The organism is Flavobacterium adhaerens, assembly GCF_040045115.1.
GTDB lineage: Bacteria > Bacteroidota > Bacteroidia > Flavobacteriales > Flavobacteriaceae > Flavobacterium > Flavobacterium adhaerens.
The window spans coordinates 1-20,881 of sequence record NZ_JBDLZX010000020.1; the positions used below are offsets into that span (position 1 = coordinate 1).

The window sequence follows — 20,881 nt, forward strand, 5'->3', positions numbered from 1 at the left end:
GAATGGTTTTGGGGAGTTTACAGCGATTATTCGACCATGCCAAAAGACAAAGCCGGATTCTGGAAATGCCCCTATCATAACGGTAGATCCTGTATCGAATTGATTAATAGGATTAAGGGTTGAAAAAGAATAATACTAAAGTTAAGCCTGCAGAATTTATGTTTTGCAGGTTTTTTTTATTTTTTGTTTGGTATATAGTTAGGGAAAACTTAGGTAAAAGCTATTAATACTAAAATAAAGCTTTTAGAGGTTGATTTTGGAAGGTCTAACCTTTTTATCAAAAAAAACTTTTTATGATCTAATTTTTAGTTATAATGCTTAATTTTTTTGCTGTTTGGATGATTCAAAATAGTTTAATTAGATTTAAGGCTGAAATAAAAATGTTGGGTTCTTGATTTAGTGGTTTGAAAAAAGTGTATTAATGTAGTTTTTGGAAAAAATGATGTAATAGATGTTGAAAAAAAAACGCTCGAAATAGAGCGTTTTATTTAATGTGTAGCAAATGCGTAGTAAATTTGCTGTTAACCCTTGTAAAATAAGATTTTTTGTGACCACGGTGGGATTTGAACCCACACGCCCTTACGAGCACCACCCCCTCAAGATGGCGAGTCTACCGTTTCTCCACGTGGCCTAAAACAAACAAAGACGTTGCGTGGCAACGTCTCTTGGATTTTGTGACCTGGCTGGGGCTCGAACCCAGGACCCCATCATTAAAAGTGATGTGCTCTACCAACTGAGCTACCAAGTCGTTGCTTCAAGAAACTTAAGTGTTTGTTGTGAAATTTGTGACCTGGCTGGGGCTCGAACCCAGGACCCCATCATTAAAAGTGATGTGCTCTACCAACTGAGCTACCAAGTCATTTCGTTTCTTGAATGCGGGTGCAAATATAAGGACTTTTTTTCGAAGTTTGCAAGCAAAATTATTATAAATTTGTCTTTTTTTAAATTAATTTCTTAACACCCTAGTATGTAGGGGCTTATTCAAATGAAAAAAATTGTATTATTAGGTTATATGGGTTGTGGTAAGTCAACAATCGCTCAAAAACTATCTGGAATAATTAAAACTCCTTATGTAGATCTAGATGAATTTATCGAAAAAAATGAAAAAAAGTCCATAAAACAGATTTTTGAGGATGATGGTGAAATTCATTTTAGAAAATTGGAGCGCATTTATTTTCTTGAACTATTAAATAATGCAGAGGAAAAAATCATTGGTTTAGGCGGAGGAACACCTTGTTATGCCAATAATCATGAATTGTTGAATAATGATAATGTAGTTTCTATTTATTTGAAGGCGTCTGTAGAGACCTTATTTGATAGATTGGTGGCAAATAAAAGCAAAAGACCTCTTATTGCTAATATGAATGAAGAGGAAATGAAAGAGTTTATTGCGAAGCATCTTTTTGATCGTAGTTTCTATTACAACCATGCGCAATATAAAGTAAGTGTAGATGGTAAGTCAGTCGATGAGACGGTAAGCGATATAATGAATATATTAGCTTAAACTAGCATAGCTGTTGTTGTCAGTGTCAAAGACAACATTTACGTGTTCTAATAGAGAAGTTGAAAGAGAAATTCCCTTAAAGTCGGCTTTAATTGGGAATTTTTTATGGTTTCTATCTACAAGAACTGCAGTTTTAAACTTTTTTAAAGGAACGTCCAAAAAATGTTTGGTTGCATATATCAAAACAGCTCCAGAACTCAATACATCATCAACCAATACCAAGCCTTTGTTGCTGTATTGTTCTTTGGTTAGTGAAGTGGTTACAGGAAGTTCTGGTTTTTCTTTATTGATGTTTACCTCGCAAAGTGAAATTTTTATAGGTGAAATAGTTGTTAGGACTTGCGCTATTTTTTCGGCAAAAACAAAACCGTTGGTTGTAATTCCAGCAATCACAATTTCTTCTTCTTCTACAAATGTTTCATAGATTTGGTAAGCAATTCTTTTTGTTGTATGCTCTATTTGTTGATTGGTAAGAATTATGTTATTGCTCATAGCGAATTGGTATTTTGTTTTTTCAAAGATAAAAAAGTTAGTTGAAATTGATGGTATTAATTCAGTCTCAAAATAATCGTATTACAAAAGAAAATCTCCCTCGGTTTAATCTTCGTCAATAAAGTCTTTGCCGTATTCATCAATGTCTCTTCTGTCTTTTTTGGTTGGTCTTCCTGTTCCTGTTTTTCTGTAATGTTCTTTGGATAGTTTTAGTAATTCTAAATGAGCGTATGCTTCTGGAGGAGTCTCGTTTTTTCGGTAGATATCAACCAGTTTTGCGCCCACTCTGTTTTCGGGAATGTCTAATACGGTAATGATTTGAGTAATTTGATCTTTTCTAAATGTAATTTTATCTGTAGGAAAAACTTCTTTAGAAGGTTTTGCTATAATACCATTTACGGTAATATGGTTTTTTTTACAAGCTTCGGTTACCATGTTTCTGGTTTTGTAATACCTTACGCACCATAAATATTTGTCTATTCTCATGAAATTTCTAAAATCGGAGTTAAATACTTTACAAAAGTAAATCATTAATGTATATTTGCGACCTAAACTATACCTAAATAATGAGCAAAATTAAGTTTTATTTAATTGTTTTAATGGCTGCTGTAGCTATAAGTTCTTGTAATAATGATGATGACGATGAAACAGTAACTCCGCTTAGGGATTATGCTGAACAGTATGAGAAAGATTTAGATTCTATCGAGAAATTTCTGAATACAAATTACATAAGTGAAATAGTTGATAAGCCAGGTTTTCCAGAAGATCAGGACGTAACATTAAAAGAAATTCCAACAGGAGGTACTCAACCTTCGTTAATGTCTTATTTGAATAGTCCAACATTACCAAGATTAATAAGTAGAGATGTTAAAATGGGAGATGTTACTTATAAAATTTATACATTGTTAATTAGAGAAGGTATAGCTGGTGGTGCTAGTTCATATGGCGGAGAATATCCTTGTAATGTTGATGGTGTTTATGCTGGTTATAAAGGGACTTTGCTTGATGGTACTGTATTTGATTCTTCTAATAATGGGCAAACATTATGGAATTTAGATGGTTCTAGTCATGATGGTGGGAATGCAGTTTTTGTTAGAGGTTGGGCTGAAGGATTTCCTCAGTTCAAAACAGGTTGGATGTCTTCTAATGTTGATGGTACAATTCGTTATGATGGATTTGGTGTTGGAGTGATATTTATCCCTTCGGCAATGGCTTATTATAATATTTCTCAGGGGGATATCCCAGCCTATTCTCCTTTGGTATTTAGTGTGAAACTATATGCATTAAAGAGATATGATCATGATTTAGATGGTATTCCTTCTTTTCAAGAGGATATTGATGGAGATAGGTATATTTATTATTTATCTTCCGGAGAAACAAATGTAGATGATACTGATGGAGATGGTATTCCTAATGCTTTCGACTTTGACGACGATGGTGATGGGTATTCTACAAGAGGAGAAATTAAGGATGAAAATGGCGATTATTATGCATTTGACAAGATTCCAGATTGTTCAGGGAATCAAACAAATCCAAGCAGAATAAAAAGACATTTGGATAAAGATTGTATAAAAATGAATCAATAGGTGTATTTTTAGGACAATAAAAAAGGGATTTTCATAGCTAAGTGAAATTCCCTTTTTTATTTTGCCGACTTGCTATATGATTGTCTTTAGCCCTGATCGTAGTGGAAATCCTCGTAGCTTTGGCGGAGAGATTGTAGCGAAGAGCAGGAATCCATTTATCCAAAAATGCCTTATGCCTGCGCTTCTAAAAAAAAATAATTGAGTGTTACTACGGATATAAAAAAAATCCCATTCACTGTGGCGAATGGGATTTGGTATTGATATGAAAAGAATTATTTTCTTTTGATAACTTTTTCTACAGCTTCAACAATTGCTTGATTGTTCAGTTTGTATTTTTCCATCAATTGCTCAGGAGTTCCAGACTCACCAAAACTATCTTGTACAGCCACGAATTCTTGTGGAGCTGGATTGTTAAGTGCTAATAATCTAGAAACACTTTCTCCGAGACCACCAAGGATATTGTGCTCTTCGGCAGTAACTACACATTTGGTTTTAGCAACTGATTTTAAAATAGCTTCGTCATCCAATGGTTTGATGGTATGGATGTTGATTACTTCGGCAGAGATTCCTTTTTCTTCTAGTTTTTCGGCAGCAACTAGGGCTTCCCAAACTAAATGTCCAGTAGCGATAATAGTTACATCAGCACCCTCGTTAAGCATGATAGCTTTTCCAATAATGAATGGTTCGTCAGCAGGGGTAAAGTTAGGTACTACGGGACGACCAAAACGCAAATAAGCAGGACCGTGGTGGTCAGCAAGTGCAATTGTAGCGGCTTTGGTTTGGTTGTGATCACAAGTGTTGATTACGGTCATTCCTGGTAACATTTTCATCAAACCGATATCTTCAAGGATTTGGTGAGTTGCTCCATCTTCTCCAAGAGTTAATCCTGCGTGAGAAGCACAGATTTTTACGTTTTTATCCGAATATGCAACTGACTGACGAATTTGATCGTAAACTCTTCCTGTAGAGAAGTTAGCGAAAGTTCCTGTAAATGGAATTTTTCCACCGATGGTTAAACCAGCTGCAATTCCGATCATGTTAGCTTCTGCAATTCCGATTTGGAAAAAACGCTCTGGATGATTTTTTTTGAAATCATCAAATTTCAAAGATCCAATCAAGTCAGCACAAAGCGCTACTACGTTTTCGTTTTTTTGACCTAGCTCGGTCATTCCCACTCCAAAACCAGAACGGGTGTCTTTACTTCCTGTATTTATATATTTTTTCATGTATTTTAAATTCAAAGATTAAAAAAATGGAAAGATTAAAGATGTCTCAAATTTGAAATCGATAATCTGCAATCTTAATTCTTAATAATCCGTATTGCCTCCAGTATTATAGTTTTGTTCCAAAGCATTTGCAAGTTGTGCATCGTTTGGTGCTTTACCGTGCCAAGCGTGGCTGTACATCATATAATCTACACCGTTACCCATTTCGGTATGCAATAATACACATACTGGTTTTCCTTTTCCTGTTCTTGCTTTTGCTTCATTCATTCCGCCAATGATAGCTTCGATGTCGTTTCCTTTAGTGATTTCGACAACTTCCCAATCAAAAGCTTCAAATTTAGCTTTTAAACTTCCCATTGCTAAAACTTCATCAGTTGTACCATCGATTTGTTTTCCGTTAAGGTCAACAGTTGCAATTATATTATCGACACCTTTGGCAGAAGCATACATAATAGCTTCCCAGTTTTGACCTTCTTGTAATTCGCCATCACCGTGCAAAGTATAAACGATATGTTGGTCTCCGTTTAGTTTTTTGGCTTGTGCTGCTCCTAAAGCCACAGATAAGCCTTGTCCTAATGAACCAGATGCAATGCGTACACCAGGTAAATTGTCATGAGTTGTTGGGTGACCTTGTAATCTTGAGTTGATTAGACGGAAAGTTGCTAATTCCTCAATAGGGAAGTATCCGCTTCTAGCTAAAACGCTATAGAAAACAGGTGAGATATGACCATTTGAAAGGAAAAATAAATCTTCTCCAACTCCATTCATGTCCCAGCCTTCTTTGCGAGTCATAATATTTTGGTATAAAGCAACCAAAAATTCTGTACATCCTAGAGAACCTCCTGGGTGACCAGAATTAACAGCATGAACCATTCGAAGAATATCTCTTCTTACTTGGATAGTTAAATCGTTTAATTGTTGTGTGTTAGGCTTCATTTTATATGTAAAAGTTAAACTGCTGCAAAAGTAATTTTTATTTTACGGTATGGCAAATGATTTTAAGCTTTAGTTTGTTATATTTTGATAATTCAAATATTGTAAATTTTACACTTATTAATCTTTTAGTTCTACAAAAGAATCTGTTTCTGATGCTATGTTTGTTCTGGTTTCAATTAAATAAGAACTTTCGAGCGAAGATTCTTTTTCGCCAGTAATTTTATTGATTGTGTATATTCCATAAGAATGTTGGTTCTCTAAATGAATCAGATAATTATTTTCTTCTTCAAGAATTGTAACCTCAAAATTTGAAAACTCTTTACCGAATTTTTTTTGCAAAAAATTGATGGCATCTAAGTCGGAATTTGTTGGAACGTAGAAAATGCTATCTATGATATCATCAAATGGCGAAATTGTATTATGAATTAAATCTACTGTAATGTCATATTTTACATGTTGCTGTTTCTGAATTTGTAAAGGCACAAAACGTATAATTCTTCGAAATTGAACCAGAATTTCTTTTGAATTTGCGAGTACTTTTATCTCAAAGTCCTGAATTGATATATTTAGTGAAGGCTGTTTTTCTTTAATTAAATTTAGTGCTAATTGAATCGCATTGTCTTTTCCTTTAGATTTTAATTCTTCAAGAGTGTACATAGTATTAGATTGTGGGAATGCATTAGTTAAAATCAAAAAAATAAAGAAAGCTGAAAAAATAATTTTCATTTCGAATTTGTTTTAAGAAGTTTTCAAAAATATACTGAATTAAAAAACAATTCGTCACGATAAATAGTGATTTTACATTTTAACTTTTACTTTCATTTTTATAAAGTTCTAATTGGCAAATTTTCTAATTAAATTTTCCTCAAATTGATTTATCTTTGCCATCCCGAACGATAGGGAGAAAAACGAATTTATGAAGTTTGATTTATTACAGAAAGATCCGCAGTCGAAAGCACGTGCGGGAAGTATTACTACAGATCACGGCGTAATCGAAACGCCTATTTTTATGCCTGTTGGGACTGTGGCTTCGGTAAAAGGAGTTCACCAACGCGAGCTTAAAGAAGAGATAAATCCAGATATTATTCTCGGAAATACATACCATCTATACTTACGTCCGCAAACCGAAATTCTCGAAAAAGCGGGAGGACTGCACAAATTTATGAACTGGGATCGTAATATTTTGACCGATTCAGGCGGATATCAAGTGTATTCCCTTTCTGGGAATCGAAAAATTAAGGAAGAAGGAGTAAAGTTTAAATCACATATTGATGGTTCGTATCATTTTTTCTCACCCGAAAATGTGATGGAAATTCAACGTACCATTGGAGCCGATATTATCATGGCTTTTGATGAGTGCACCCCTTACCCTTGTGATTACAGATATGCACAACGCTCTATGCACATGACACACCGTTGGTTGGATCGTTGTATCAATCATTTGGATAAATTGCCTTTCAAATATGGGTATGAGCAAACTTTTTTTCCTATTGTACAAGGAAGTACGTATAAGGATTTACGTCGTCAATCGGCTGAATATATTGCCAATTCTGGGCAACAAGGTAATGCAATTGGTGGATTATCAGTGGGTGAACCTGCTGAAGAAATGTATGCTATGACCGAAGTAGTTTGTGAAATTCTTCCTGAAGACAAACCTCGTTATTTAATGGGAGTAGGTACACCAATTAATATTTTGGAAAACATTGCTCTTGGAATCGACATGTTCGATTGTGTTATGCCGACCAGAAATGCTAGAAACGGAATGTTATTTACGGCAAATGGAACGATTAATATCAAAAATAAAAAATGGGAAACCGATTTTTCTCCAATCGACGAAATGGGACATACTTTTGTAGATTTAGAATACAGCAAAGCCTATTTACGCCACTTGTTTGCAGCAAATGAGTATTTAGGAAAACAAATTGCAACGATTCATAATCTAGGTTTTTATATGTGGTTGGTTCGCGAAGCTAGAAAACATATCTTAGAAGGTGATTTTAGACCTTGGAAAGAAATGATGGTGAAAAATATGAGTCAACGACTTTAAAATAATTATGAATTCTAAATTATGAATTAGCAGTTAGCTAATAGTTCATAATTCGTAATTCGTAACTCATAATTCAAAGTATGTTAACAATAATTGATAAATACATTCTAAAAAGATATTTGGCCACATTTGTGGTGATGCTTTTGTTATTTGCTCCTATTGGGATGATAATTGACATATCTGAGAAGATTAATAAAATGATCGAAAATCAAGTGCCAGTTTTAAAAATTGCCATTTATTACTATCATTTTACAATTTATTTCATGAACAATCTTTTTCCGATATTTTTATTTATATCGGTCATTTGGTTTACATCGAAACTAGCAAATGATACCGAGATTATTGCTATTTTAAGCTCGGGTATTTCGTTTACACGTTTTTTAAGACCTTATATATTAGGAGCTTCAATTGTATCGATTGTCGTTTTGTTGATGGGGTTTTACGTTATTCCAGTTTCAAGCGAAGGATATAATAATTTTAGATACACTTATCTCCGGAATGGCGGGAAACAACTCATGCGAGGAGATAATACGGATGTATATAGACAGGTAAATGACAATGATTTTATTTATGTAAATAGTTTTAATACAGAGTCTCAAACCGCTTATAATTTTTCTTTAGAACGATTTAAGAAAGAAAAATTGGAGTACAAAATTACAGCCAGTAGAATCAAATGGAATCCCAAAGAAAAGAATTATACGCTGTATGATTATTCGAAACGAATTGTAGGGGCTGAAAATGATGTGATCGAAAAAGCCCCAGAAAAGAGGATGAAGTTTGATTTTGATCTTCAAGATTTGACCCCTGTGGTTTATATAGCGGAGACTTTGAGTTTAGGAAAGTTGAACGCTTTTATCGATAAAGAAAAAAAACGAGGATCATCCAATATCAATGTTTATTTGGTGGTGTTGTATAAAAAATTTAGTGTTCCAGTTTCAGCATTTATTTTGACTATTATTGCGGTTTCTGTTTCATCAATGAAACGAAGAGGAGGAATGGGAGTGAATTTAGCAATTGGTATTGCGGTCGCTTTTGCATTTGTCTTTTTTGATAAAATCTTTGGCGTACTAGCCGAAAAATCATCTTTTTCGCCACTTTTGGCAGTTTGGTTGCCTAATATTGTTTTTGGAATATTGGCGATTTATTTATTACGAAATGCAAAACGATAATTTAAAAAGTTACCTTAATCTTCATATAATAGTTTTTATCTGGGGATTCACAGCTATTTTAGGCGCATTAATAACGATTCAGTCAGATTTTTTGGTTTGGTATAGAATGTTTTTTGCCGCAATATTTTTGGCTGCTTTTATTGGGATAAAGAAAAAGTCATTTAAAGTGACTCCCAAAATTTTGTCAAAATTCTTTTTTGTAGGGCTGCTGATAGCGTTACATTGGATTCTTTTTTTTCAGGCCATAAAGGTTTCAACTGTTTCAATAACCTTATCCGTGTTTTCATTGGGTGCTTTTTTTGCGTCTCTATTAGAACCTTTATTTTATGGACGAAAAGTGCTTTGGTACGAAGTGTTTTTTGGGTTGATCATTATAGCTGGATTGGGATTAATCATGCAAGTTGAAATCAACTATTGGAGTGGAATGGTTTTGGCGCTTATTTCAATAATATTAGGGGTGTTGTTTACCTTGATTAATGGAAAACTAATTGTAAATCATGACCCAGTTGTAATTTCATTTTACGAGTTTTTAGCTGGTTTTATTTTTATTTCAATTTATTTTTTATTTCAAGGTTCATTCAATATAGATGTTTTTGAATTGACAGCTAAAAATTGGATTTTGATTTTAGTTTTAGCTTCAATTTGTACAGCTTATGCATTTACAGCTTCGGTACGAGTAATGCGACAATTATCGCCTTATACTGTTATGTTAACCACTAATTTAGAGCCAGTTTACGGAATTGTTTTAGCCTATTTTATTATTGGTGGAAAAGAAAAAATGAGTACGGAATTTTATATAGGTGCCGTGGTAATTGTAATTACGGTACTTCTGAACGGAATAATAAAACATTATAGAAAAGAAGATAATTTGTAAGACTTTTATATTTTAGAAATCATTTTTTTTTTAGTTGATTAAAAAAATAATCGTTTAACGATATTAAATTTTATATTTGCACTTCCAAATCGAAAAATAAAACAATCATAAATACGCACAAATCCTATGGAATATTTAGATTTTGAGCTTCCTATAAAAGAACTTGAAGAACAATTAGATAAATGTGTTGTTATAGGTTTAGAATCGGATGTTGATGTTACCAATACATGTAAACAAATCAACAAAAAATTAGAGGAAACCAAAAAACAGATTTACAAAAATTTAACTGCTTGGCAACGTGTGCAATTGTCTAGACATCCAAGCAGACCTTATACTTTAGATCACATCAAGGGTCTTTTTGGAGATACTTTTTTAGAGCTTCACGGCGATAGAGGTTTTAAAGATGACAAAGCGATGATTGGTGGTTTAGGGAAAATAGGAGACCAGTCATTTATGATTATCGGTCAACAAAAAGGGACCAATACCAAAACGCGTCAATATAGAAATTTTGGGATGGCAAATCCAGAAGGATATAGAAAAGCTTTGCGTTTGATGAAGATGGCCGAAAAATTTGGTATTCCTGTAGTTACCTTAGTTGATACTCCAGGGGCTTATCCAGGATTAGAAGCTGAAGAGAGAGGACAAGGAGAAGCCATTGCCAGAAATATTTATGAAATGGTTCTTTTAGAAGTGCCAATTATCACAATCATTGTAGGTGAAGGTGCTTCTGGTGGAGCTTTAGGAATTGGTGTTGGTGATCGAGTTTTTATGTTAGAAAATACTTGGTACTCTGTAATATCCCCAGAGTCTTGTTCCTCAATTTTATGGAAAAGCTGGGATTACAAAGAACAAGCTGCCGAAGCCTTGAAATTGACTTCTGCCGATATGAAAAAACAAAATCTAGTAGATGATATTATACCAGAACCTCTTGGAGGAGCGCACTATGATAGAGAAACTACATTCAAAACTGTTGAGAAATATATTCTAAAAGCCTATGAGGAACTAAAAGAATTATCAACAGAAGATTTAATCGCTCAAAGAATGGATAAATACTGCAAAATGGGTGAGTTTAAAGAGTAATTCCTCATTTTTACGTTCTTAATCCGAAGCCTTATCGTTTCGGATTTTTTTTTGGTTATAAACAAAATGAGTGTATTTATAAACAATAATGTGTAATAACTCAATTGTGATTTTTTTTTAAATTTCGCTACTTTCGTTTCATGGAAAATTTTAAAAATATGAGTCCAATTAAAGTGGACAAAACAACAATTATTAACTTAGAAAAAGGGAAATTACCACCGCAAGCAATAGACTTAGAAGAAGCTGTACTTGGGGCTATGATGATTGATAAAAAAGGAGTCGATGAAGTAATTGATATCCTTCAACCGGATGCGTTTTACAAAGATGCCCACAAGTATATTTTTGAAGCCATAATTCAGTTATTCAACGACACTCAACCCATCGATTTGTTGACCGTTTCGGCTCAACTCAGAAAAAATGCTAAATTAGATTTGGCTGGTGGTGATTTTTATCTGATTCAATTGACGCAAAAAATATCGTCATCAGCACACATCGAATTTCACTCTAGAATTATTCTGCAAAAATTTATCCAGAGAAGTTTAATTCGGATTTCATCAGAAATTATTGAGGATTCTTATGACGAAACCACCGATGTATTCGATTTATTAGATAAGGCCGAATCAAAATTATACGAAGTTACACAAGGAAATATCAAACGAAGCTCCGAAACAGCCCAGAGTTTAGTTTTGCAAGCTAAAAAGAAAATTGAAGAAATTGCTGGCCAAGAAGGATTGAGCGGGGTAGCAACTGGTTTTCATAAATTAGATAAACTTACTTCAGGCTGGCAACCAAGTGATTTAATTATCATTGCAGCGAGACCCGCAATGGGAAAAACGGCTTTCATTTTATCAATGGCGAGAAATATTGCGATAGATTTTGGGAACCCTGTAGCTTTGTTTTCTCTAGAAATGGCATCGGTACAGTTGATTACTAGGTTGATTTCTTCTGAAACTGGATTGTCTTCCGAAAAATTGCGTACCGGAAAATTAGAAAAACACGAGTGGGAACAATTGAGTACCAAAGTAAAAAATCTTGAAAAAGCGCCTCTGTTTATAGATGATACTCCATCCCTATCTATTTTTGATTTGAGAGCAAAAGCCAGACGTTTAGTATCTCAACACGGAATAAAAATTATTATTATTGATTATTTGCAGTTGATGACTGCTGGAGGAAATGCTAAAGGCGGTGGAAATCGTGAACAGGAAATCTCGACTATCTCTAGAAATTTAAAAGCATTGGCCAAAGAATTAAATGTACCAGTTATTGCTCTTTCACAATTGTCACGTGCTGTTGAAACTCGTGGATCTAGTAAACGGCCGTTGCTTTCGGATCTTCGTGAATCTGGAGCAATTGAGCAGGATGCCGATATCGTTTCTTTCTTATACCGCCCAGAATATTATAAAATAGACGAATGGGACGATGAAGAGGCGTCTTCAACTGCTGGTCAGGGCGAGATCATGATTGCTAAACATAGAAATGGTGGTATCGAAAATGTACGTCTAAAATTTATTGGACATTTAGGACGTTTTGACAATTTAGAAGATTATAGTACAGGCTATGATGATTTGCCATCGAGTATGAATCAGGATGATAATTCTTATATTACCAGAAATCTTCCTTCTGCCAATGAAGCTTTTGGAAGTAACTTTAATGATGATGACGATGATGGAGATGTTCCGTTTTAAGGAAAACCAAAAGTTAAATATTCAGAGAGATAATCATAATTTGATTATCTCTTTTTTTTGGCCATATCTTTTTAAGTATACAGTGTAAAATATTAGTTATTAGCTGATTGTGTTTGTTTAGTTGAGTATTTTACTACTTCTTTATTAGGAATATTATTAATAACGATTTATATTTGTTATTGACATTTGTTATGGATTGATAAAAATTGATGCTTTCACGACTCCTGAAAGTATTTTTTATAAAACAAATGAGTATTACAATTGAAGTGCAATTATTTTTTCAAGTAGATATGAAAAGAAAAATGATGTATCAAGATATAAATACTGCCCCAAATAAAGCTCAATTGTTGGCCGCAATTGCTACGTTAGAACAAGAGAGAAAACAAATTGCCCAAGATTTACATGATGACATATCCTCAAAATTGAATATTCTTTCACTTAACTGTCATATGTTAAATATTCCAAACACACCCCAAAGTAATATTGCTGAAATAACGAAAAGTATATTGGAATATACTTCTAAAGTATTAGACAGTTGCAAAAAAATGTCTCATAATTTGCTTCCACCTGTTTTAGAAAAATTTGGAATTCAAGCCGGAATAGAAGAATTATGCTCCGATTTGAAAGAAAATAATGCTATAGAAGTAAACTTTGAAAATAATATTAAGTTTGATTTTAAAGAGAATGACAGACATATTCATATTTTTAGAATAATTCAGGAACTGATTGCAAATTCAATAAATCACGGAAAAGCAACCTCAATTTCTATCTGTTTTAATCAATTCAATGGAGTCAATAGTTGTAATTATTCGGATAACGGAATTGGATTTGATGTAAATAGACTTGAAGAATTTCAAGGTTTAGGAATAAAAAATATATCTAGTCGAATACTAATTTTGGGAGGAAACCTTTCGGTTGCATCTAATGCAAATGAAGGAATTTCGGTAGTTTTTAATTTTTAAATTATGAGTTCAGTTATAAAAATTATTTTGGTTGATGATGAAGTACTTTTTAGAAAAGGAATATCTTTTTTATTATCTACTGAAATGAAAATTGAAATTCTTTTTGAGGCATCAAATGGGGTAGAATTATTGGCTTTTTTAAAAGGAGACAACCCAAAACCAGATATTATAATAATGGATTTAAAAATGCCCTTGCTTAACGGAATAGAAGCGACAAAGATTATTCGTAAAGATTTTTCAGATATCAAAATTATTGCACTTACAAGCTATGATTCAAAATCTTTTATTGCTAATATGATCGATGTGGGAGCGGTATCGTATGTTGTCAAAAACACTACACCTCAAGAATTGTTTACCACAATTTATGAAGTTTCAGACAAAGGTTTTTATTATTCAGATTATGTAATGAGTATTATTCAAAAAGATATACTGGCCAATAAAAAAACCAAATGTAGTTTTGATACCAATTTTATCACTTCTCGTGAACACGAAGTCTTGCAACTTATCTGTAAACAAAAAAGTACTGCAGAAATTGGAGAAAAATTGTTTATAAGTCCAAGAACAGTAGAGGGACATAGGAATAATTTACTCTTAAAAACCGAATCCAAAAATATTGCTGGATTAGTAGTATTTGCAATTCAAAACGAATTAATTTCCTTAGATATTTAACATATATTTCAAAAAAATTGCGCTCAGCCATTATAAAGATAATTTGCTTACCGTTATCTTTGTTTTAAAAATGTTTTAAATGATGCGCAAAATACATCTTTTCTTAATTGTCTTTCTTATTTCCTTTTCTACAAAAGCCTCTTTTGTTTTATTACCAATGGATGAATCTACTCAACAAAATCATCTAAAAGCGTATGGAATCACTTATTGGTGTTTGGCAAAAAATTATAAAGCTACTTGGCTACTCAATTACAGGGGAGGAACTTTTTTATTGCCTGATGCACAAGAAATTCGTAAAGAATGCCAAATTAGAGGAGTGAATTTTGAAGTAATTTCAGATCATGAACAAGCCGCAATACTAAACGAAATTTCGAGCCCATCTCAAAATATGGAGGCCGTTATTTTAGAAAAAGCTCCTAAAATAGCCGTATATACACCAAAAGGCAAGCAACCTTGGGACGATGCCGTTACTTTGGTTCTAACCTATGCTGAGATCCCTTTTACTCCAGTTTATGACGAAGAAGTCCTAAAAGATCAGTTGGTAATGTACGATTGGTTGCATTTGCATCACGAGGATTATACTGGTCAATATGGTAAGTTTTATGGAGCTTACAAAAATGTGCCGTGGTATATAGAACAAAAACGTGATGCCGAAGAACTAGCCAAAAAATTAGGATACGAAAAAGTCTCTCAAGAAAAAGGAGCAGTAGCCAAAAAAATACGTGACTTTGTCATCGGTGGCGGATTTTTGTTTGCGATGTGTTCAGCTACAGACAGTTTTGATATTGCTTTGGCCGCAGACGGAGTAGATATTTGTGAGTCAATGTTTGATGGCGATCCAAGTGAAGCCAATTACCAAACAAAACTGAATTTTAAGAATACTTTTGCTTTCAAAAATTTTACTTTAGATCGAAGACCTGAACATTACGAATTCTCAGATATTGATATGACCGAAAAAAGAAGAATTCCAATGGATAAAGATTACTTTACATTAATGGAATATTCGGCAAAATGGGATTTTATTCCAAGTATGTTGTGCCAAAATCATACCCAATTAATCAAAGGTTTTATGGGACAAACCACAGCTTTTGATTCCGAATTATTAAAATCAAATGTGTTAAAAATGGGTACTTGCGAGCTTAATAACGAAGCAAGATACATTCATGGTGAAAAAGGAAAAGGAATGTTTACTTTTTTTGGAGGTCATGATCCCGAAGATTTTCAACATCAAGTTGGTGATCCTGCCACAGTTTTAGATTTACATCCTAATTCCCCAGGTTATCGTTTAATTTTGAATAACGTATTGTTTCCAGCAGCTAGAAAGAAAAAACAAAAAACATAATTGATAGGCTCAATCTTAATTACAAATTTCTGAATTTGTTCAAAAAATAGCGTTTCAATCTTTTTATTTCGAAGCAGAAACGATTGGGTGATTTCAGTAATCAGGGTTCCTGCTCTCCATTACAATTTTATTGTCCGAACACCGGACAATAAAGATTTTCATTTCGATCAGGGCTAAAGAGAAACATTTTGAATTTTTGGGAAGTCTAAAAAAAAGTCAAATATTACTAAATTAGTTAAGCGTAAATTCAAACCAAATAGGTAAATGATCGGATATTTTTCGAGCTTCTTGTAGCGAAGTGAATTTTTTATGAAATAAAATTACATCCGAGGCAATTGGCTTTATATTGGTTTTGTAATAAAACATATTATCATATTCCGACGCTAATGATTTTTCCCTTTTTAATTTCGTTTTTAAGGTCGTCTTTTGATTTTTCAAAACAGGTAAATATCCCATTTTTTTTAACGGATTGAATACACTATGCGATTGAGGACAATTAAAATCACCTGCAAAGAGCAAATTCAAATTTGGATATTGTTGGGGTAAAAATTTAAAATATTTTATTTCAGTTCCAGGCTGCTTGCTTTTGGTTATGGCATGAAAAGAAGCAATTGTGATTGTTTTTCTATTTATTTCAAATGTCGCAAAATACGGTTCACGATCTATTTCTAACTTAAATTTTTGCTCCAACCAGGGTTTTCCCTTTAGTTTTGCTCTATTCGTTTTCCAAATAAAAGCATATCGTTCAGTTTTATAAGCACTGCTAGAGGTTGGATTACTAATGCGATAATCCCATTTATGGCCTTTTCTGTTGAGTTCATCAACTAGTCTTGATACAGCTTCTGCACCACTTTCACTGGCAACAACTTCTTGAAGGGTTATAATGTCAAAGTCTTTGATAGTTGTTGCAATAAATGCAATTTCTTGATTCGATTTAGATTTCCCAAAGTTTTGCAGATTCCATGAAAGCAATTTGGTTTGTGAATGTAAGGAGGTGAAAACGATTAAAAAGAAAAGATAAATTCGGTTCATTTGTAAATGCAATTGTCAACTTTAAAGATTGTAACTCTGAATTGTTTCTCCAAAATAATTCGGTGAATTTTATTTCTAATTCAAATGTAGATTACTATTGTTGTGTTATTTTAAACAAAAAACCCATTCGTCAATGCGAATGGGTTTTTCTATAAGTAAGTAATTCTAAATTGAGTTTATATAACGTTTATTTTACTTTATTAAGTACTGCTTTGAAAGCTTCAGGGTGATTCATAGCTAAATCTGCAAGAACTTTACGGTTCAATTCGATTCCGTTAGCTTTTACTTTACCCATGAATTGAGAATAAGACATTCCTTCCAATCTAGCTCCAGCGTTGATACGTTGAATCCATAATGCACGGAAATTTCTTTTATTCGCTTTTCTATCGCGGTAAGCGTAGCTCATAGCTTTCTCTACCGCATTTTTAGCAACTGTCCAAACGTTTTTGCGTCTTCCAAAGAAACCTTTGGCTTGCTTCATTATTTTTTTTCTTCTTGCTCTTTTAGCAACTGAATTTACCGATCTTGGCATAATTTTACTTTTTTTTTGTAGTAGGCGTCCTGAATTTAATCAAAGGAACTTATTAGCCATACTCCAAGGTTATTAAATTTGTTTTAACCTAAAGAAATCTACTAGTTTCAGTCTTAATACTTAATTCTCAAGACTTGATACTTTTATTAGATAATTCTTAATTGTTTTTGGATGCTTCTCTCATCTGATTTGTGAACTAGCGCTGAGTGTGTCAAAGCTAATTTACGTTTTTTAGATTTTTTAGTCAAGATGTGACTTTTGAAAGCATGCTTTCTCTTAATCTTTCCAGAGCCAGTAACTTTAAAACGTTTTTTGGCGCTAGATTTGGTTTTCATTTTAGGCATTTTTTCCTAGTGTTTTTAATTTATAATTACTTACTTAATTTTATTGCAACTTTTAGGTCCAAATGAGGAACACTAAGAGATTGTTATTGTTTTTTCTTTTTAGGGGCTATGAACATAATCATTCTTTTCCCTTCAAGAACTGGCATTGCTTCAACTTTTCCGTACTCTTCTAAGTCGGTTGCTAATCTTAATAGTAAGATTTGTCCTTGATCTTTATAAATGATAGAACGTCCTTTGAAGAATACAAAGGCTTTTAATTTTGCTCCTTCTTTTAAGAATTTCTCCGCATTCTTTTTCTTAAATTCATAATCGTGCTCATCTGTTTGAGGTCCAAAACGAATTTCTTTTACTACAATTTGAGTAGATTTTGCTTTCAGTTCTTTTTCGCGTCTTTTCTGTTCATAAAGGAACTTTTTATAGTCCATGATTTTACAGACAGGAGGTTCTGCGTTAGGAGAAATTTCAACTAAATCCAATTCCAATTGATCGGCTAATTTTAAAGCTTCAGCTGTTTTATAAACACCTGTTTCTACGTTATCTCCTACAAGACGTACTTCTGGCACACGAATAAGGTTGTTTATTCTGTGAGCATCTTTCTTTTCTACTCGAGGTTGAAAACCACCTCTATTGCTTCTTATTGCTATGGCTTTATAATTTAAGTTAAACTGTAAATACTTTTAAGGTCTTTTTTATTTCTTCTTCTACAATAGCAGAAAATTCTTCTATTGTAACAGTGATATTTCCTTTTCCTTCTTGTCCATGACGACGAATTGAAACCGTACCGTTTTTCTCTTCTTCTTCTCCTACAATCAGCATAAATGGGATTTTTTGAATCTCCGCATCTCTAATTTTTTTGCCAATAGTTTCGTTTCTGTTGTCAATTAGGGCGCGAATTTCGTGATTTTCTAGCAGATTCAAAACTTTTTTAGCATAATTTTCATATTTCTCGCTCAAAGACAGTATAATTGCTTGCTCAGGCATCAACCAAAGAGGGAAATTTCCTGCGGTGTGTTCTAGTAAAATAGCTATAAATCTCTCCATAGATCCAAATGGAGCTCTGTGAATCATTACGGGTCTATGTAGTTCATTGTCTGAGCCTTTGTAGGTCAATTCAAAGCGTTCGGGTAGGTTGTAATCAACCTGAATGGTTCCTAATTGCCATTGTCTTCCTAAAGCATCTTTTACCATGAAATCTAGTTTTGGACCATAAAATGCTGCTTCGCCATATTCTACAACAGTATTAAGGCCTTTGTCTTTTGCTGCATTGATGATGGCATTTTCAGCTTTTTCCCAATTTTCATCAGTGCCAATATATTTGTCTCTGTTCTCTTGGTCTCTTAATGAAATTTGAGCTGTGAAATTTTCAAATCCTAACGAACCAAATACATATAGTACTAGGTCAATTACTTTTTTGAACTCTTCGTCTAATTGTTCTGATGTACAAAAAATATGAGCGTCGTCTTGAGTAAAGCCACGAACACGAGTCAATCCGTGTAATTCACCTGATTGTTCGTATCTGTAAACAGTTCCAAATTCGGCATAACGTTTAGGTAAATCTTTATAAGACCAAGGTCTTACGTTGTAGATTTCACAGTGATGCGGACAGTTCATGGGTTTTAATAAAAACTCTTCGCCTTCTGCAGGAGTGTTTATAGGTTGAAAACTATCAGCGCCATATTTAGCATAATGACCAGAAGTAACATATAGTTCTTTTTGGCCAATATGTGGTGAAACTACTTGCTCATAACCAGCTTTTTTTTGTGCTCTCTTTAAAAATTGTTCTAATCTATCTCTTAATGCAGCGCCTTTAGGTAGCCATAATGGTAAACCTTGACCTACTTTTTGAGAAAATGCAAATAATTCAAGTTCTTTTCCTAGTTTTCTGTGGTCGCGTCGTTTTGCTTCTTCAAGTAATTCTAGGTACTCTGTTAAATCTTTTTGTTTTGGAAATGAGGTTCCGTAAACACGAGTTAATTGTTTGTTTTTTTCATCACCTCTCCAATAGGCACCAGCAACACTCATAATCTTCATCGCTTTGATAATCCCTGTATTGGGGATATGTCCTCCGCGACATAAATCGGTAAAGGTAGAGTGATCGCAAAAAGTTATGGTTCCGTCTTCGAGATTGCTGATTAATTCTGTTTTGTAAACATTGTCTTTGTATATTTCTAACGCTTCAGCTTTTGAAACAGGACGCATTTTGAATTCGTGTTTCTCTCTTGAGATTTCAAGTACGCGATCTTCAATTTTTTTAAAGTCGGCTTCTGTGATTTTTTGATCTTCAAAATCTACATCATAATAAAACCCGTTAGCAATTGCAGGGCCTAATGTTAGTTTGATTCCGGGATATATTTCTTCTAGAACTTGAGCCATCACGTGTGAAGTTGAATGCCAAAAAGCTTTTTTTCCTTCTTCGTCGTTCCAAGTATATAATATAAGACTACCGTCAGTCGTGAGTGGGGTCGATGTTTCAATAGTTGTACCATTAAAAGATGCTGAAATCACGTTTCTAGCAAATCCTTCACTGATGCTTTTGGCAACATCCATCGGAGTTACTCCTGGAGTAAACTCTCTAACTGACCCATCGGGCAAAGTAATCTTAATCATTGTTTTTTGTGTTTTAAGGTTGCAAATATAAAGTATTAACAAAACACATACAATAGGGTTATAGGGTTTGTTTTATATAAGTGTAAAAACCAAGTTGAGTATTGCTATGAAAGATTGATTCTAATAATAAGGAGCTTAATCCTGCTCTATGTTCCAATCTTGTGGAGCGAACCCCGCCCCACAAGGATTTTCACTTCGATCAGGGCTAGGTTTTTGGTTTTTCATAATAGAAAATAATAAAAATACACATCTTTATTTATAGGAGCGAATTATCCGAAACAAGAACCAGTGAAATCTGTTTCATTCGTAAGTTCCGTGGACTATTGAGGTAGTTGTAGTTTTAAAAGAGCTATTAAAAACGTAGTAAGGCCTAACAAAAACTCAAGTCAACCCTGCAAAAATTCCAGACTCCTTGAAAATTTCATTTGTAACACGCCCTAAACCAAGCATTTAAAAAATAAACGAAAAAAAGATCAAAAAAGTCATTGTTAAAACGAATAAACTATCTACTTTTGCACCCGCAACAGCGATAAACGTTCTAAGAAATACTGACAAGCCTAGGGGATCCAAAAGAAAATTTTTTTCAAAAAAGATTCAAAAAAGCTTGTGAGATTTAAAAACGGATGTTACTTTTGCACCCCGCAAAATACGCAACGGTCTTTGAGATAATGATGAATAAAAACGAGAGGAAAAGAAAATAATTTTTCTGAAAAAAACTTCAGATTTTATTTGTCAGATTAAAAAGAAGTGTTACTTTTGCACCCGCTAATCGAAAGAGTAGTGATGAAAAAAAA

20 protein-coding genes and 3 tRNA genes are annotated in these 20,881 nt (G+C 33.5%); 10 read left to right on the plus strand and 13 right to left on the minus strand.

Translation table 11 applies throughout. The features are described 5' to 3' along the window. Positions 1 to 548 precede the first annotated feature (548 nt). From ABEB18_RS17165 to ABEB18_RS17175, 3 genes are all read right to left on the minus strand, one after another. Positions 549 to 631 (minus strand) — tRNA-Leu (locus ABEB18_RS17165). Positions 632 to 675: 44 nt separating this feature from the next. Next, positions 676 to 748, minus strand: a tRNA-Lys gene (locus tag ABEB18_RS17170). A 38-nt stretch (positions 749 to 786) separates the two neighbouring features. Then, positions 787 to 859 (minus strand) — tRNA-Lys (locus tag ABEB18_RS17175). A gap of 126 nt (positions 860 to 985) precedes the next feature. Between ABEB18_RS17175 and ABEB18_RS17180 the strand changes: the two genes are divergently transcribed. Further along, entirely contained in the window at positions 986 to 1,504 is a 519-nt protein-coding gene (locus ABEB18_RS17180) for a shikimate kinase (RefSeq protein ID WP_348800579.1), read from the plus strand. Here the strand turns inward: ABEB18_RS17180 and ABEB18_RS17185 are convergent. After that, complete coding sequence (locus ABEB18_RS17185; protein WP_348800580.1) at positions 1,496 to 1,996, minus strand: phosphoribosyltransferase family protein; 501 nt, start codon at positions 1,994 to 1,996, stop codon at positions 1,496 to 1,498. The two genes, ABEB18_RS17180 and ABEB18_RS17185, sit on opposite strands and share 9 nt — an antisense overlap. Before the next feature lie 105 nt (positions 1,997 to 2,101). Further along, positions 2,102 to 2,482, minus strand: coding sequence for an RNA-binding S4 domain-containing protein (locus ABEB18_RS17190; RefSeq protein WP_348800581.1), 381 nt, complete (start codon positions 2,480 to 2,482; stop codon positions 2,102 to 2,104). An 80-nt stretch (positions 2,483 to 2,562) separates the two neighbouring features. Between ABEB18_RS17190 and bamM the strand changes: the two genes are divergently transcribed. Then, positions 2,563 to 3,582, plus strand: a complete 1,020-nt coding sequence (bamM, locus tag ABEB18_RS17195) for a BamM family beta-barrel-assembly machinery protein (protein WP_348800582.1) — start codon at positions 2,563 to 2,565, stop codon at positions 3,580 to 3,582. A 272-nt stretch (positions 3,583 to 3,854) separates the two neighbouring features. Here bamM and ABEB18_RS17200 read toward each other — a convergent pair whose 3' ends face one another. The 3 genes from ABEB18_RS17200 to ABEB18_RS17210 all read right to left on the minus strand — a co-directional run bounded on the left by ABEB18_RS17200 (position 3,855) and on the right by ABEB18_RS17210 (position 6,470). Continuing rightward, positions 3,855 to 4,808 carry a transketolase family protein gene (locus ABEB18_RS17200; RefSeq protein ID WP_348800583.1) on the minus strand — a complete coding sequence of 318 codons (954 nt, stop codon included), beginning with the start codon at positions 4,806 to 4,808 and terminating at the stop codon, positions 3,855 to 3,857. Between the two features lie 81 nt (positions 4,809 to 4,889). Continuing rightward, positions 4,890 to 5,744, minus strand: coding sequence for a transketolase (locus ABEB18_RS17205; protein ID WP_348800584.1), 855 nt, complete (start codon positions 5,742 to 5,744; stop codon positions 4,890 to 4,892). A gap of 117 nt (positions 5,745 to 5,861) precedes the next feature. After that, on the minus strand, positions 5,862 to 6,470 hold the full coding sequence (locus tag ABEB18_RS17210; protein WP_348800585.1) for a hypothetical protein: 609 nt from the start codon (positions 6,468 to 6,470) through the stop codon (positions 5,862 to 5,864). Between the two features lie 190 nt (positions 6,471 to 6,660). Here ABEB18_RS17210 and tgt point away from each other — a divergent pair, with 190 nt between their 5' ends. The 8 genes from tgt to ABEB18_RS17250 all read left to right on the plus strand — a co-directional run bounded on the left by tgt (position 6,661) and on the right by ABEB18_RS17250 (position 15,572). After that, positions 6,661 to 7,791 (plus strand): tRNA guanosine(34) transglycosylase Tgt, encoded by a 1,131-nt coding sequence (tgt, locus tag ABEB18_RS17215; RefSeq protein ID WP_348800586.1) that lies wholly within the window; start codon positions 6,661 to 6,663, stop codon positions 7,789 to 7,791. A gap of 80 nt (positions 7,792 to 7,871) precedes the next feature. Next, on the plus strand, positions 7,872 to 8,960 hold the full coding sequence (locus tag ABEB18_RS17220) for an LptF/LptG family permease (RefSeq protein WP_348800587.1): 1,089 nt from the start codon (positions 7,872 to 7,874) through the stop codon (positions 8,958 to 8,960). Beyond that, positions 8,947 to 9,834, plus strand: coding sequence for a DMT family transporter (locus ABEB18_RS17225; protein ID WP_348800588.1), 888 nt, complete (start codon positions 8,947 to 8,949; stop codon positions 9,832 to 9,834). Before ABEB18_RS17220 ends, ABEB18_RS17225 begins: the two co-directional genes overlap by 14 nt. A gap of 126 nt (positions 9,835 to 9,960) precedes the next feature. Continuing rightward, on the plus strand, positions 9,961 to 10,914 hold the full coding sequence (locus tag ABEB18_RS17230) for an acetyl-CoA carboxylase carboxyltransferase subunit alpha (RefSeq protein ID WP_348800589.1): 954 nt from the start codon (positions 9,961 to 9,963) through the stop codon (positions 10,912 to 10,914). A gap of 140 nt (positions 10,915 to 11,054) precedes the next feature. After that, complete coding sequence (gene dnaB / locus ABEB18_RS17235) at positions 11,055 to 12,599, plus strand: replicative DNA helicase (protein ID WP_348800590.1); 1,545 nt, start codon at positions 11,055 to 11,057, stop codon at positions 12,597 to 12,599. Positions 12,600 to 12,847: 248 nt separating this feature from the next. Beyond that, positions 12,848 to 13,561, plus strand: coding sequence for a sensor histidine kinase (locus ABEB18_RS17240; protein ID WP_348800591.1), 714 nt, complete (start codon positions 12,848 to 12,850; stop codon positions 13,559 to 13,561). A gap of 3 nt (positions 13,562 to 13,564) precedes the next feature. Then, the gene (locus ABEB18_RS17245) at positions 13,565 to 14,230 is read left to right on the plus strand and encodes a response regulator (RefSeq protein ID WP_348800592.1); all 666 of its coding nucleotides are present in this window, start codon (positions 13,565 to 13,567) and stop codon (positions 14,228 to 14,230) included. A 79-nt stretch (positions 14,231 to 14,309) separates the two neighbouring features. Next, the gene (locus tag ABEB18_RS17250) at positions 14,310 to 15,572 is read left to right on the plus strand and encodes an asparagine synthetase B (RefSeq protein ID WP_438861459.1); all 1,263 of its coding nucleotides are present in this window, start codon (positions 14,310 to 14,312) and stop codon (positions 15,570 to 15,572) included. Between the two features lie 231 nt (positions 15,573 to 15,803). Here the strand turns inward: ABEB18_RS17250 and ABEB18_RS17255 are convergent, their stop codons facing one another. From ABEB18_RS17255 to thrS, 5 genes are all read right to left on the minus strand, one after another. Next, positions 15,804 to 16,604 (minus strand): endonuclease/exonuclease/phosphatase family protein, encoded by an 801-nt coding sequence (locus ABEB18_RS17255; RefSeq protein ID WP_348800593.1) that lies wholly within the window; start codon positions 16,602 to 16,604, stop codon positions 15,804 to 15,806. A 187-nt stretch (positions 16,605 to 16,791) separates the two neighbouring features. Continuing rightward, the gene (gene rplT, locus ABEB18_RS17260; RefSeq protein ID WP_348800594.1) at positions 16,792 to 17,136 is read right to left on the minus strand and encodes a 50S ribosomal protein L20; all 345 of its coding nucleotides are present in this window, start codon (positions 17,134 to 17,136) and stop codon (positions 16,792 to 16,794) included. Positions 17,137 to 17,282: 146 nt separating this feature from the next. After that, positions 17,283 to 17,480, minus strand: a complete 198-nt coding sequence (gene rpmI, locus ABEB18_RS17265) for a 50S ribosomal protein L35 (protein WP_348800595.1) — start codon at positions 17,478 to 17,480, stop codon at positions 17,283 to 17,285. Positions 17,481 to 17,563: 83 nt separating this feature from the next. Continuing rightward, positions 17,564 to 18,118, minus strand: coding sequence for a translation initiation factor IF-3 (gene infC, locus ABEB18_RS17270; RefSeq protein WP_348800598.1), 555 nt, complete (start codon positions 18,116 to 18,118; stop codon positions 17,564 to 17,566). A gap of 22 nt (positions 18,119 to 18,140) precedes the next feature. Next, positions 18,141 to 20,087, minus strand: a complete 1,947-nt coding sequence (gene thrS, locus ABEB18_RS17275) for a threonine--tRNA ligase (RefSeq protein WP_348800596.1) — start codon at positions 20,085 to 20,087, stop codon at positions 18,141 to 18,143. Positions 20,088 to 20,881: the final 794 nt, after the last annotated feature.

Bases quoted from the DNA above. Each gene is read 5' to 3' on its own strand.
- ABEB18_RS17180 (WP_348800579.1), top strand. From the start codon at position 986: ATGAAAAAAATTGTATTATTAGGTTATATGGGTTGTGGTAAGTCAACA.
- ABEB18_RS17185 (WP_348800580.1), bottom strand. From the start codon at position 1,996: ATGAGCAATAACATAATTCTTACCAATCAACAAATAGAGCATACAACA.
- ABEB18_RS17190 (WP_348800581.1), bottom strand. From the start codon at position 2,482: ATGAGAATAGACAAATATTTATGGTGCGTAAGGTATTACAAAACCAGA.
- bamM (WP_348800582.1), top strand. From the start codon at position 2,563: ATGAGCAAAATTAAGTTTTATTTAATTGTTTTAATGGCTGCTGTAGCT.
- ABEB18_RS17200 (WP_348800583.1), bottom strand. From the start codon at position 4,808: ATGAAAAAATATATAAATACAGGAAGTAAAGACACCCGTTCTGGTTTT.
- ABEB18_RS17205 (WP_348800584.1), bottom strand. From the start codon at position 5,744: ATGAAGCCTAACACACAACAATTAAACGATTTAACTATCCAAGTAAGA.
- ABEB18_RS17210 (WP_348800585.1), bottom strand. From the start codon at position 6,470: ATGAAAATTATTTTTTCAGCTTTCTTTATTTTTTTGATTTTAACTAAT.
- tgt (WP_348800586.1), top strand. From the start codon at position 6,661: ATGAAGTTTGATTTATTACAGAAAGATCCGCAGTCGAAAGCACGTGCG.
- ABEB18_RS17220 (WP_348800587.1), top strand. From the start codon at position 7,872: ATGTTAACAATAATTGATAAATACATTCTAAAAAGATATTTGGCCACA.
- ABEB18_RS17225 (WP_348800588.1), top strand. From the start codon at position 8,947: ATGCAAAACGATAATTTAAAAAGTTACCTTAATCTTCATATAATAGTT.
- ABEB18_RS17230 (WP_348800589.1), top strand. From the start codon at position 9,961: ATGGAATATTTAGATTTTGAGCTTCCTATAAAAGAACTTGAAGAACAA.
- dnaB (WP_348800590.1), top strand. From the start codon at position 11,055: ATGGAAAATTTTAAAAATATGAGTCCAATTAAAGTGGACAAAACAACA.
- ABEB18_RS17240 (WP_348800591.1), top strand. From the start codon at position 12,848: ATGAGTATTACAATTGAAGTGCAATTATTTTTTCAAGTAGATATGAAA.
- ABEB18_RS17245 (WP_348800592.1), top strand. From the start codon at position 13,565: ATGAGTTCAGTTATAAAAATTATTTTGGTTGATGATGAAGTACTTTTT.
- ABEB18_RS17250 (WP_438861459.1), top strand. From the start codon at position 14,310: ATGATGCGCAAAATACATCTTTTCTTAATTGTCTTTCTTATTTCCTTT.
- ABEB18_RS17255 (WP_348800593.1), bottom strand. From the start codon at position 16,604: ATGAACCGAATTTATCTTTTCTTTTTAATCGTTTTCACCTCCTTACAT.
- rplT (WP_348800594.1), bottom strand. From the start codon at position 17,136: ATGCCAAGATCGGTAAATTCAGTTGCTAAAAGAGCAAGAAGAAAAAAA.
- rpmI (WP_348800595.1), bottom strand. From the start codon at position 17,480: ATGCCTAAAATGAAAACCAAATCTAGCGCCAAAAAACGTTTTAAAGTT.
- thrS (WP_348800596.1), bottom strand. From the start codon at position 20,087: ATGATTAAGATTACTTTGCCCGATGGGTCAGTTAGAGAGTTTACTCCA.